This window comes from Paenibacillus radicibacter (assembly GCF_024721995.1).
Taxonomy (GTDB): domain Bacteria; phylum Bacillota; class Bacilli; order Paenibacillales; family NBRC-103111; genus Paenibacillus_AM; species Paenibacillus_AM radicibacter.
Map to the genome: position 1 here is coordinate 272,015 of NZ_JANQBC010000008.1, position 12,322 is coordinate 284,336.

Here is a 12,322-nt window from a genome sequence, read left to right on the forward strand (position 1 = left end):
TCTTTAATTGTGTACAATCACATTACGTCTTAACGCACAAGCTCAGCTTGTTTCATAACAGGCGTTTCGACTTTCAATTCACCCATACCGCGTACTAGCTTCTTCGCATGTACGGTTTCTGGTTTTAATACGGATACCATGTAATCAATAGCAACTTGTGGATCAACTGTCTCGCCACATGTGTAGCAATCTAGTGCCGCAAAGCCTCTTTCAGGATACGTGTGAATCGAGAGATGGCTCTCCGATAACAGTACTAGTACTGTCGCTCCTTGTGGTTCGAATTGCTTCGACTGTACAGACAATACGGTTGCACCGCATGCTTCAGCAGCCTCCACCATTTGTGCTTGTAGCCATTCCGCGCTGTTAAGAAGCTCAAAGTCTACACCCCAAGTATCTACAGCAACGTGTCTTCCGAAAGTTGAGTATTCCATCTTCCGGTTCCCCCTTCCTAGGAATAAAATGTTTGAAAAAATTTCATCCGCTAGGACCTACGTCATTCACTTCTCTTCGAGGGAGTAATCTCTCGCAACATTACATGTCCTGAGTGAATCCTGGTTCCTATATTGTTGTCAACGACAATAAAAATAACATCTCTTGGGTATAAATGCAACAGTTTTTTTTGGCTACCCCAGTACATACGATATGTAAGCACTTATCCCTTGGTGCTAATGCGTGATTACCCAAACTTTATGAATTTCAAAAGAAAAAAATAAGAGCGCCCCATCGGAGCGCTCTCTATCTTATCTGTCTTCATTTATGCTTCAAGTACAAACAAACGGTTGGTCAGTCGTTTCAAACGTCCATCAATCTCGTGCTGAATAACAGGATCTTTCATATCAAATCGCATTTCAAGCAAGTGATTAATTTGGCTGTGAATCATCGTAATTTCTTCCTCAATCGACTGCTGATTAAACAGCTGTTCCAATTGACCAAGCGTGTCTTTGTGCTCGTAAATTAATTTGTGAATTCCATTTTTTACTTCCTCAATTTTAACAACCGAACCACGTTCATAGTGATATACCATCGTATATCCTGTGTAGATTCGATTTACAATTGCATCTCCTTTGAACTGGCAAATGACTTTACGCATGACATTGGCAAGCCGCACATCATAAATGATCGGTGTACCTTGGCACTCGTAAACTCCCGCTTTTTTCTCAAATGAAAGCAGGATTTCTTGCCCGTTACCGTCTTCAAATCCAACTTCTTGATTACCGTTATCGAGCACATGCACATGAAACTTCACACCTTGCTCCGCAAACGCACTTACTAACTTTGACAGTTCGACTTCCGTTACATGCAGGCAGGCTTTGACATATTCAGTCGCTAACCTTATCGCCATGGAAAATCCCTCAATTCTTTTTGTTCAAGCAATGTTTGTAACCTTGATTATTATTATACTACAACAAAAGGTAATATTCCTGTGTCATCCGCTAGTAAAATCAGGCTAAAATAAGGAAAAATCGCTCTAAGACGGTTAATTTACGCTTTTTCCCTACAAAAACACGGTTTCTGACTCAATGTTATGGGAATCCCTGCTGAAAGCAAAAACACGTCGCTCAAATTGGCTGTAATAGGCCTCTTTAAGCGACGTGTGAAGTGACTATAATTATTGTTCTGAAGACCCTTCAAGCGGCTCCTCAACTGACTCTTCCAACTGCTCTTCCAGTTCTGGTTTGACAAGGAATGGCTCGATAATGCTCCATAATTCATCTTTACCTAGTCCAAGCTCTGAAGAGAAGAGAAGAGGACCTTGACTTGGCGTCATCCCAAGTGTCTCTCGAACGATCTTCGCGTGCTTCTGCCACTGACTCTTCGGAATCTTATCCGCTTTCGTCGCAACAACAAGCATCGGCTTGTCAAAATGCTGCAGCCACTGGAACATTGCTTGATCCTCTTTAGATGGCGGATGACGTAAATCCACAAGTTGCAGCACAAGTTTCAACTCTTCACGCTGTGCTAAATATTGCTCAATGAATCGACCCCAGCGCTCACGCTCTGTCTTCGATACTTTGGCATAACCATAGCCCGGAAGGTCAACAAAATATAAATCTTGATTAATGCGATAGTAGTTGAGCGTCTGTGTCTTTCCCGGTTGGGAACTTGTCCGAGCCAAATTTTTACGGTTAATCATCTTATTAATAAGTGACGATTTTCCGACATTTGAACGCCCTGCCAGAGCAATCTCTGGCAAAGCGTCCTCTGGATATTGGCTAGGTTGAACAGCTGAAATAACAAATTCTGATGTATTAACTTTCATAATTTACTCGCTTCCTTTTGTTTGAACCCTTGTACCCCTAGTGATGGATGTGCGAGGATTCGTTATCTGTATGAGACGCCGCTTCATTTGGAATGACAAAGGATTTGGTCAGTGCATGCTTAAGCACTTCATCCACATGAGCAACAGGAACGAACGTCAAGGCTTGACGCACACTCTCTGGAACGTCCTCTAAATCTTTCTCGTTGTCTTTTGGGATAATCACTTTCGTAAATCCTGCACGATGTGCAGCAAGTGACTTCTCCTTCAGACCGCCAATTGGAAGCACTCTTCCGCGAAGCGTAATCTCACCTGTCATTGCAACTGTACTTGATGCCGGAATATCAGCAAGCGCTGAGATTAGTGCAGTTGCCATCGTAATGCCCGCCGAAGGACCATCCTTCGGAATCGCACCTTCTGGGATATGAATATGAATATCATTCTTCTCATGGAAATCAGTCGGAATGCCAAAGTGTTCGGCACGCGATCTAGCGTATGAGAATGCCGCTTGTGCGGATTCTTTCATCACATCGCCCAGTTGACCTGTAAGGGTTAACTTACCGTTACCTGGCATTACAGACACTTCAATCACTAGTGTGTCACCGCCGACTTCTGTCCAAGCAAGGCCTGTCACAGCGCCGACTTGATCTTCCTCATCTGCTTGACGGTAACGATATCTAAGTGGACCAAGCAAGTCTTTGAGGTTGCTTGTCTGTACATGTACAATTTGCGCTGGATCGGTTACGATCTGCTTGGCTGCTTTGCGGCATAACGCTGCTAGCTGTTGCTCCAAGTTACGAACACCCGCTTCACGCGTATATTCACGAATGACTTTGAATAAAGCCTCATCATCAACGATTAATTGATGCTCTTGCAAACCATGGTCTCTCATCTGCTTCGGCAGCAAATATTTACGTGCAATTTGCTCCTTCTCAAGCTCCGTATAGCCTGGGATATGCAGCATTTCCATCCGATCAAGAAGTGGACGTGGAATGTTGTGCACAACGTTTGCTGTCGTAATGAACATGACGTTCGATAGATCAAATGGCAATTCAAGATAGTGATCACTGAACGTGTTATTCTGCTCCGGATCTAGAACTTCAAGTAATGCAGCACCCGGATCACCGCGGAAGTCCATAGCCATCTTGTCGATTTCATCAAGTAAGAACACAGGATTGCTAACACCAGCGGTTTTCATTCCCTGAATGACACGTCCTGGCATAGCTCCCACGTAAGTACGTCTATGACCACGAATCTCTGCTTCATCACGTACGCCTCCAAGAGACATGCGAACGAATTCGCGCCCCATTGATTTGGCAATGGATTTAGCAATCGATGTTTTACCTACCCCCGGTGGCCCAACAAGACATAGAATCGGTCCTTTAAGCTTGTTCACTAATTTCTGAACCGCCAAGTATTCGAGTACGCGCTCCTTCGGCTTCTCCAGACCATAGTGCTCATCGTTTAAGATCTGTTCAGCTTTGACGATATCGAGATCATCTTCCGTCTTATCGCTCCAAGGAACAGACAAGAGCCAATCAATATAATTACGAATAACGCTGCCTTCCGCAGACGTAATAGGCATCTTCTCTAGACGATCGATTTCTTTCTCAATCTTTTCTTGAACGTTATCCGGAACATCTTTCTCCGCAAGTTGAGAGCGCAGCTCTTCAACTTCACCAGCTCGACCTTCTTTCTCGCCAAGCTCCTTCTGAATCGCCTTCATCTGCTCACGAAGATAGTATTCCTTCTGCGTTTTCTCCATCTGCTTCTTGACACGCTGATTGATTTTCCGCTCTAACTCCAGCACTTCGCGCTCGTTATTCAGGATTTCAAGCAGCTTTTCCAGACGCAGACGCACATCGATCGTTTCAAGAATGTCTTGCTTATCTTTTATTTTTAACGATAAATGAGAGCAGATTACGTCCGCGAGACGACCTGGTTCATGAATGTCTGACACAGCTGCAAGCGTCTCTGGCGTAACCTTTTTCGATAAATTAATGTAATGCTCAAACTGAGTCAGAATCGTGCGCATGAGTGCATCCATCTCAGGGTCGTTAATCTCCTGCTCTGGTAGCTCCTTGGCAGATACTTCATAAAACTCTTCATTGCCTACATATTCCAAAATTTCAGCACGAAGCACACCTTCCACTAGAACGCGAATCGTTCCGTTTGGAAGCTTAAGCATCTGTCTGATCTTGGAAATGGTACCAATTCGATAAATATCTTCCCTCGTCGGCTCCTCAATACTTAGTTCCGATTGTGAACATAGCAAGATCATGCCATCCTCAATCATTGCTTGCTCTAATGCTTTGATCGATTTCTCACGGCCGACATCCAAATGCAGCACCATGCTGGGATATACTAACAGTCCCCGCAAAGGCAACAAGGGCAACCGACGTAGCTTACTTTTGTTAGCCCCCATCATTGACGCACCTCCACTGTCTTTCCCACCTACTGTAGCTAACATTGTATCAAAATCAACCACAAAACTCCAATTTACAGGTGCATTAAGACTCAAATTGAAGTGGAAAATCTGTTTGCAGCAAGTTTGGTAGCGGCATTTGACTATCTTGTGTATCCGTAAGTGCGAGATTGCCCGCGAGTTCAACATTCTCGATCCCGAGTGCTTCTTTAAGAACATCCTCTACAGAATCAACAGGAATGACTTTCGCACCTGGTAAATCTGTAAACATCTCCTGCCAATTTTCACGCGGGATAAGCACTTTCGTCACACCAGCTTGTAAGGCTGCTTCTACTTTAGCCACAACGCCGCCAATCGGCTTTACTTTACCGTGAATACTGACCTCACCGGTCATTGCAAGATGGTTATCGACAGGAATTTTTAGCATCGCAGATACGATTGCTGTTGCCATCGAGATACCAGCTGATGGACCATCAATAGGAACTCCACCTGGAAAATTAATGTGCAAGTCATACCCGCTTGCATCATATCCAAATCGTCTCAATACGGTTAATACATTCTCAACAGAACCCCGCGCCATACTCTTACGACGAATCGTTCTAGAGCCACCACCCATTTCTTCTTCATCCACAACACCTGTAGTGGTGAACTTTCCTACATGACCCACAGGGACAGGAACTGCGGTAACTTCAATTTCAAGCAATGTGCCTTGATTCGGCCCATATACAGCCAGACCATTTACAAAGCCAATTTGAGGGACAAGCGGTACTTTCTTCTCTGGTCTTGGTGGAATTTGTGAAGAGTTTACAACCCACTCTACATCGGCTGCTGAGATGCTGGCTTGACCTTCTGTGAGTGCGATACCTGCAGCAAGCTGCACAATATTAACGGCTTCACGGCCGTTTGTTGCATATTTCTTAATGACTTCAATAGCTGCAGGGGTTTCGGGTAGACCGATTTTACGAAGCGCATTCTCCGCAATTTCTCCAATTTCCTCTGGTAGCAGTGGACGGAAGAAAATTTCCATACAACGCGAGCGAATCGCAGGTGGAATTTCTGTAGACATTCTTGTTGTCGCACCCACTAGACGGAAATCGGCAGGTAATCCATTTTGGAAAATATCATGTATGTAATTCGGGATATTCATATCCTCCGAATTGTAATAAGCACTTTCCAAAAATACTTTGCGGTCTTCCAGCACTTTTAATAACTTATTCATCTGGATCGGATGTAATTCGCCTATTTCATCGATGAACAAGATGCCACCATGTGCTTTAGTAACTGCACCTGGCTTTGGTTGCGGGATTCCAGCGGCGCCCATCGCGCCTGCTCCTTGATAAATCGGGTCATGGACAGAGCCAATTAATGGGTCCGCAATACCGCGCTCATCAAATCGTGCTGTTGTCGCATCAATCTCTGTAAACTTCGCTTCTGCCCCAAAAGGTGACAGTGCATTTTTCTTCGCTTCCTCCAGCACAACCCTTGCTGCTGCTGTTTTACCGACTCCCGGAGGTCCATAAATAATGACATGCTGTGGATTCGCTCCGCATAATGCTGCTTTAAGCGCACGTAAGCCTTCTTTTTGCCCAACAATATCATTCATCGTTTGGGGTCTTGTCTTCTCTGCTAATGGCTTAGTGAGGGTAATGGAACGCATCTTGCGCAGCTTATCCATCTCTTTCTTCGATTCTCGATCGACTGCTGTTCGATTCGTCTGTTGATTGCGCAGCATATTCCAAAAATAAAGACCTATGATGATCGCAAAAAAGAACTGCACCAGCATAACCAATACACTTAATCCGTTACTCATAACTTACCTCCCAAGGATGCTTTTTGAAAAAAATCTAATACTCGGTAGTATTGCCCTGGAAACGAATGAATAATCAGGCAAACATATTCTAGTTCGACAAATGCATGTTATGGGCAAGATTGTGTGAGGATAAGAGGGAATGTGAATAGCGAATGGCCGCTGATTTACCAACTACTCAATGGGAGGACGGAAGCTCATTTTGAACATATGGATTGTGCATTCATGGATAAAGAAAATACATTGGGTTCGGGTAGCTGTACTATGCCTCTTGCTTACCCATCTCTGTATTCCAATACGACCTGCGCTTGCAGTCCCACTAGCGACGGACACGGATGTCATCATTGATGTCGGGCATGGCGGGATTGATGGAGGTACAACATTCGGCACTTTATACGAAAAAGATATTAACCTTATTATCGCAAATAAGCTGTATAAAGAGCTGACCCGTCAGGGGCTTGCGGTTATTGTGGATCGGACAGGCGATCATGCGCTAAGTGATCATAATCAGTGGCTCAAGAATCCATCCCGCCACAGGCGTGACCTTGCTCAGCGCAAACAGCTTGCTAATGAATTACACCCTAAGCTTATGGTATCGCTGCATGTGAACTGGTCCAAGCGTCCAATCCACCGCGGACCACTTGTTATGCACCAGAACACGGAGCTAAGTGTTTTCTTAGCGGAAATGATTCAGAACTCGATGAACCGACTGTTTAATACGCGTAAGCTTGCGATTCACGGTAAACCATTTTACTTGCTAAACCACACTACTTGTCCAACAGTAATCGTGGAAATGGGGTATATTTCAAACATCGAGGATCGAAATCGCCTTACCACAACGAAAGGGCAAGATGCCATTACGAAGTCAATATCAGAGGGTATCATGGAGTTTCTCGCCATGCTCGAAACATACCAAAAAGCCGACGAAGCTAATTAGCTCGCCGGCTTTATTTTTTTACATATACCATTAGAACGTGTTCAAAAAGTAGGGCCACTACAGAGAAAAAAGCACTTTATGCTTACGATGTGGCCTTCCTTCGGAAAGCCTGTGAGTCTCAATCGTGAATTTTGAATTGATTTGATTGTATTTTCACGATTTCAAAGGCGAACGCTACGCTCCTCCAGTTGCTTTTTTCTCTCTCGTTTAACTTTTTAAACACGCTCGCTTAATGTTTACGACCTGGGATTTGTCCAGTTTCTTCGTAAACTTTCACGATAATATCAATTTCTTTCTTCAGCTCTTGCAGAAGTTCCGCTTCAGGCACTTTACGGATCATTTCCCCATAACGGAATAACATGCCTTCGCCACGCGCACCCGCGATTCCAATATCCGCTTCACGCGCTTCACCAGGACCGTTAACGGCACAGCCAAGAACGGAAACTTTGATTGGCACCTTAATCTTAGAGATATACTCTTCGACTTCATTGGCAATCGAGAACAGGTCAATATCAAGGCGTCCGCAAGTTGGACAAGATACTAACGTCGCTGCGTTCGTAATCAAACCGAATGTTTTGAGAAGCTCACGCGCAACTTTAATCTCTTCAACGGGGTCCGCACTAAGCGAAATACGAAGTGTATTTCCGATGCCCATGTTAAGCAATGCGCCAATACCTGCCGCACTCTTCACAGCGCCTGTAAACAGCGTTCCTGCCTCTGTAATGCCTAAGTGTAGTGGATAATTAAAAGCTTTAGCAGCCTTGGAATAAGCTTCAATCGCCATAGGTACATCGGACGCTTTAAGCGACACGATAATATCATGGAAATCAAGCTCTTCTAGGATTCCAATGTGGAATAAAGCACTCTCCACCATCGCGTCAGCAGTTGGGTACCCATACTTCTCAAGCAAGTGATTCTCTAAGGAGCCTGCGTTTACACCGATACGAATCGGAATGCCGCGCTCTTTACACGCTTTAACTACGGCTTCTACCTTCTCGCGGCGACCGATATTCCCCGGATTGATACGAACTTTATCAATCCCGTTCTCAATCGCAGCAAGTGCTAGACGATAGTCAAAGTGAATATCGGCAACAAGCGGAATGGAAATCTGTTTCTTGATTTCCTTGATTGCTTCAGCCGCTTCTTTATTATTTACAGTGACACGAACAATTTGACAACCTGCTTCTTCCAAGCGGTGAATTTCCGCTACAGTCGCTTTCACATCAGCTGTCTTCGTCGTACACATACTTTGCATTATCACTTCGTTGCTCCCGCCGATCGTCAAGTTCCCCACTTTGACAGGACGGGTATCTTTTCTATGGAACATAGCGCAGCTCTCTCCCATACGTCAAACATCCTCCGCTCCGGTTAGATCCAGATTGGAGGCTGTTTGTGTGAATTTATTAGATGCACATCAACTCGCGTTTATGCGCTTTCTTCTTTTTTCTTCGAAGTTTTACCTTCTTTTGTCGTCAGTACAGGTGCAAGCTTGTTCTGAACAGCGTCTTGTGTAACGGTACACGTGGATACGTCAGTACGTGACGGCACATCGAACATCACATCGAGCATAATGCTCTCAATAATCGCACGAAGACCCCTTGCTCCCGTATTACGCTTGATCGCTTCCTTCGCGATGGCTTCAAGTGCTTCTTGATTGAAATCAAGCTTCACATTATCCATCTCAAGCAGCTTCTGATATTGCTTCACTAGCGCATTCTTCGGTTCCGAAAGAATACGAACAAGTGCAGCTTCATCAAGCGGCTCAAGGGAGGAAATTACCGGTAGACGACCTACGAATTCCGGAATTAGACCGAATTTAAGTAGATCCTCTGGCAATACCATGGATAAGTATTCGCCTGGTTTCAAGTCAACTTTCATACCATCTGTTGAGAAACCAATCACTTTTTTACCAATACGACGCTTAATAATTTGCTCTAGGCCATCAAATGCCCCACCGCAAATGAATAAGATGTTCGTTGTATCGATTTGAATAAACTCTTGATGCGGGTGCTTACGTCCACCTTGTGGCGGAACAGAAGCAACTGTACCTTCAAGAATTTTAAGCAATGCTTGCTGTACGCCTTCACCAGACACGTCACGTGTAATGGATGGGTTCTCGGATTTACGAGCTACTTTATCGATCTCATCGATATAAATAATACCGCGCTCCGCCTTCTCCACATCGTAATCCGCTGCTTGGATCAATTTTAGCAAGATGTTCTCCACATCTTCCCCTACGTAACCTGCTTCAGTTAAGGAAGTAGCGTCTGCAATCGCAAACGGAACGTTCAAAATTTTCGCAAGTGTTTGCGCAAGAAGTGTCTTACCACTACCCGTAGGACCTACGAGCATAATATTACTCTTCTGAAGTTCCACTTCTTCTGACTTATTCTGATGGGAATTGATCCGTTTGTAATGGTTATAGACCGCAACAGAAAGCGATTTCTTCGCTTGATCTTGACCAATAACGTATTGACCAAGAATATCGCAAATTTCTTTCGGCTTCGGAATATCCTTCAGATCAAGTTCTTCTTCATGTCCGAGTTCTTCTTCTACAATTTCCGTGCACAATTCAATACACTCGTCACATATGTAGACGCCTGGACCTGCTACAAGTTTGCGCACTTGTTCTTGTGATTTACCGCAAAAGGAACATTTGAGTTGTCCTTTTTCATCGTTAAATTTAAACATTCTATCACTCCTTTTTATCTAAGGTCGCCTCGAGTGATAACTTCATCGATTAAGCCATAAGCCTTAGCCTCTTCAGCACTCATAAAATTATCTCGATCCGTATCGCGCTCGATTTTATCGTAGGTTTGACCAGTATGGTGAACATAGATTTCGTTCAATTTCTTCTTCGTATACAAAATCCAATCTGCGTGGATCTTGATATCTGTCGCTTGCCCGCGAACACCGCCTAGCGGCTGATGAATCATCACTTCTGCATTCGGTAGTGCAAAACGCTTACCTTTTGCCCCTGCCGTAAGTAACAGTGAACCCATACTTGCTGCCATTCCTACACAAATCGTGGATACATCGGGTTTGATGAACTGCATTGTATCGTATATGCCGAGTCCCGCCGTAACAGAACCACCCGGAGAGTTGATATATAAATGAATATCCTTCTCTGAATCCTGTGCTTGCAAAAAGAGAAGCTGGGCGATGACCAGGTTCGCTACATCATCATCAATTTCACTTCCGATGAAAACAATTCGGTCTTTCAGCAGACGCGAATAAATGTCATACGACCTTTCTCCACGCGCTTCTTGCTCAACAACCATTGGGATAAGATTCATGGTATCAACTCCTCAGCTTACAAATTTTTGTTCTTTAATCAACATGCAAGTTTATTTTAACACGTTTGCGAACTAAAGTCATATTCGTCATAAAACGAACGGATGTCCGCATTTTTAAGCTAAATCATGCTTTTTTGGGTAAAACAAAGGCACGCTTCATAAATCTACGTGCCTCTGATACCTATTTAAGCATTACTTGCTGTTGCTTAGTAAGAACTCAACAGTTTTGCGTAGTGCTAGATCTTCTTTCATACCTTCTAAAGAACCGTTAGCTTCGAAGATTTCACGAACTTCTTCAGTCGTTTTCTTGAATTGCTCAGCTACTTTAGCGATCTCTGCATCAACATCAGCGTCGGATGCTTCGATTTTCTCAGCAGCAGCGATTGCTTCAAGAACCAAGTTGTTACGAACGCGAGTATTAGCGTCGTCTTTCATTTGCTCTTTCAAAGCCGCTTCGTTTTGACCGGAGAATTGGTAGTAAAGCTCCAAGTTCAAACCTTGTCCGCTAAGGCGTCTTTCGAATTCTTTAATCATTTGAGCAAGCTCAGTTTCGACCATTGCAGCTGGAATTTCAACTTCTGCGTTAGCAGATGCTTTCGCTACTACGTCTACTTCTTTTTTCACTTCTGCGTCTTTAGCTTTTTTCTCTTCAAGACGAGTTTTGATGTCAGCTTTGTACTCATCAAGAGTATCGAACTCACTTACGTCTTTCGCGAACTCATCATCAAGAGCAGGTAAGTTTTTACGCTTAAGCTCATGAAGAGTTACTTTGAATACAGCAGCTTGTCCTTTAAGTTCTTCTGCTTGGTATTCTTCAGGGAACGTCACGTTAACGTCTTTTGTTTCACCGATAGCCATACCTACTACTTGATCTTCGAATCCTGGAATGAAGGAATTGGAACCAAGCTCTAGGGAGTACTTCTCAGCTTTTCCGCCTTCGAATGCTTCGCCATTAACGAAACCTTCGAAATCGATAACTGTGATGTCACCGTTCTCAGCAGCGCCTTCTTCTACTACAGCTAGCTCAGCATGACGTTGTTGTTGACGATCAAGCTCATCTTGAATTTCTTCGTCAGTTACGTTTACGTCTGCAGCTTCGATTTCAAGACCTTTGTATTCACCCAAAGCAACTTCTGGCTTAACCGTTACAGTAGCTTTGAATTTCAATGTTTGACCTTTACCGAATTGCTCAACGTCAACTTCTGGACGATCAACAGGCGTAATTCCTGCTTCTTGAACAGCTTGTACATAAGCTTCAGGCAAGATGAAGTCTAAAGCGTCTTGGTATAGGCTCTCGATTCCGAATTTCTTTTCGAACATTGCACGAGGCACTTTTCCTTTACGGAAACCAGGTACGTTTACTTTAGCTACTACTTTCTTAAATGCTTTGTCCAATGCTTCGGATACGCGATCCTCGTTAACTTCAACTTCAAGAACGCCAACGTTCTTCTCTATTTTTTCCCAGCTTGCTTTCATTTTATGCTTTCCCCTCCAAAAATGTACAGTTAGACTTGTATTTTCACGTTCAGGCAGGCAAAAAACACTAAATATATCTTTTATCCGCCATTATAACCACCTTATTATAACATAAAACATCTTC

General features: G+C 43.9%; 10 protein-coding genes. 1 reads left to right on the plus strand and 9 read right to left on the minus strand.

Annotation, left to right across the window (positions count from 1 at the left end; all coding sequences use genetic code 11):
• Nucleotides 1-29: 29 nt before the first annotated feature.
• The 5 genes from speD to lonB all read right to left on the minus strand — a co-directional run bounded on the left by speD (nucleotide 30) and on the right by lonB (nucleotide 6,492).
• Nucleotides 30-431, minus strand: coding sequence for an adenosylmethionine decarboxylase (gene speD, locus NV379_RS16145; RefSeq protein ID WP_258208353.1), 402 nt, complete (start codon nucleotides 429-431; stop codon nucleotides 30-32).
• Nucleotides 432-754: 323 nt separating this feature from the next.
• On the minus strand, nucleotides 755-1,342 hold the full coding sequence (locus tag NV379_RS16150; protein WP_258208354.1) for a non-ribosomal peptide synthetase module: 588 nt from the start codon (nucleotides 1,340-1,342) through the stop codon (nucleotides 755-757).
• A 267-nt stretch (nucleotides 1,343-1,609) separates the two neighbouring features.
• Nucleotides 1,610-2,260, minus strand: coding sequence for a ribosome biogenesis GTP-binding protein YihA/YsxC (gene yihA / locus NV379_RS16155; RefSeq protein ID WP_258208355.1), 651 nt, complete (start codon nucleotides 2,258-2,260; stop codon nucleotides 1,610-1,612).
• Nucleotides 2,261-2,297: 37 nt separating this feature from the next.
• Nucleotides 2,298-4,682 (minus strand): endopeptidase La, encoded by a 2,385-nt coding sequence (gene lon, locus NV379_RS16160; RefSeq protein ID WP_258208356.1) that lies wholly within the window; start codon nucleotides 4,680-4,682, stop codon nucleotides 2,298-2,300.
• 85 nt (nucleotides 4,683-4,767) lie between these two features.
• The gene (gene lonB / locus NV379_RS16165; protein WP_258208357.1) at nucleotides 4,768-6,492 is read right to left on the minus strand and encodes an ATP-dependent protease LonB; all 1,725 of its coding nucleotides are present in this window, start codon (nucleotides 6,490-6,492) and stop codon (nucleotides 4,768-4,770) included.
• A 214-nt stretch (nucleotides 6,493-6,706) separates the two neighbouring features.
• On the opposite strand from lonB, the gene NV379_RS16170 reads away from it, so the two are divergent.
• Nucleotides 6,707-7,426 (plus strand): N-acetylmuramoyl-L-alanine amidase, encoded by a 720-nt coding sequence (locus NV379_RS16170; RefSeq protein ID WP_258208358.1) that lies wholly within the window; start codon nucleotides 6,707-6,709, stop codon nucleotides 7,424-7,426.
• Between the two features lie 229 nt (nucleotides 7,427-7,655).
• Here the strand turns inward: NV379_RS16170 and ispG are convergent, their stop codons facing one another.
• The 4 genes from ispG to tig all read right to left on the minus strand — a co-directional run bounded on the left by ispG (nucleotide 7,656) and on the right by tig (nucleotide 12,198).
• Nucleotides 7,656-8,753, minus strand: coding sequence for a flavodoxin-dependent (E)-4-hydroxy-3-methylbut-2-enyl-diphosphate synthase (gene ispG, locus NV379_RS16175; RefSeq protein WP_258208359.1), 1,098 nt, complete (start codon nucleotides 8,751-8,753; stop codon nucleotides 7,656-7,658).
• Nucleotides 8,754-8,851: 98 nt separating this feature from the next.
• On the minus strand, nucleotides 8,852-10,117 hold the full coding sequence (gene clpX / locus NV379_RS16180) for an ATP-dependent protease ATP-binding subunit ClpX (RefSeq protein ID WP_258208360.1): 1,266 nt from the start codon (nucleotides 10,115-10,117) through the stop codon (nucleotides 8,852-8,854).
• A 14-nt stretch (nucleotides 10,118-10,131) separates the two neighbouring features.
• Entirely contained in the window at nucleotides 10,132-10,722 is a 591-nt protein-coding gene (gene clpP / locus NV379_RS16185) for an ATP-dependent Clp endopeptidase proteolytic subunit ClpP (RefSeq protein ID WP_258208361.1), read from the minus strand.
• 192 nt (nucleotides 10,723-10,914) lie between these two features.
• Entirely contained in the window at nucleotides 10,915-12,198 is a 1,284-nt protein-coding gene (gene tig, locus NV379_RS16190) for a trigger factor (protein WP_258208362.1), read from the minus strand.
• Between the last annotated feature and the right edge of the window lie 124 nt (nucleotides 12,199-12,322).

Coding starts and splice junctions, on each gene's coding strand:
- lon (WP_258208356.1), bottom strand. CDS start 4,682: ATGGGGGCTAACAAAAGTAAGCTACGTCGGTTGCCCTTGTTGCCTTTG.
- speD (WP_258208353.1), bottom strand. CDS start 431: ATGGAATACTCAACTTTCGGAAGACACGTTGCTGTAGATACTTGGGGT.
- clpP (WP_258208361.1), bottom strand. CDS start 10,722: ATGAATCTTATCCCAATGGTTGTTGAGCAAGAAGCGCGTGGAGAAAGG.
- NV379_RS16150 (WP_258208354.1), bottom strand. CDS start 1,342: ATGGCGATAAGGTTAGCGACTGAATATGTCAAAGCCTGCCTGCATGTA.
- lonB (WP_258208357.1), bottom strand. CDS start 6,492: ATGAGTAACGGATTAAGTGTATTGGTTATGCTGGTGCAGTTCTTTTTT.
- ispG (WP_258208359.1), bottom strand. CDS start 8,753: ATGTTCCATAGAAAAGATACCCGTCCTGTCAAAGTGGGGAACTTGACG.
- yihA (WP_258208355.1), bottom strand. CDS start 2,260: ATGAAAGTTAATACATCAGAATTTGTTATTTCAGCTGTTCAACCTAGC.
- clpX (WP_258208360.1), bottom strand. CDS start 10,117: ATGTTTAAATTTAACGATGAAAAAGGACAACTCAAATGTTCCTTTTGC.
- tig (WP_258208362.1), bottom strand. CDS start 12,198: ATGAAAGCAAGCTGGGAAAAAATAGAGAAGAACGTTGGCGTTCTTGAA.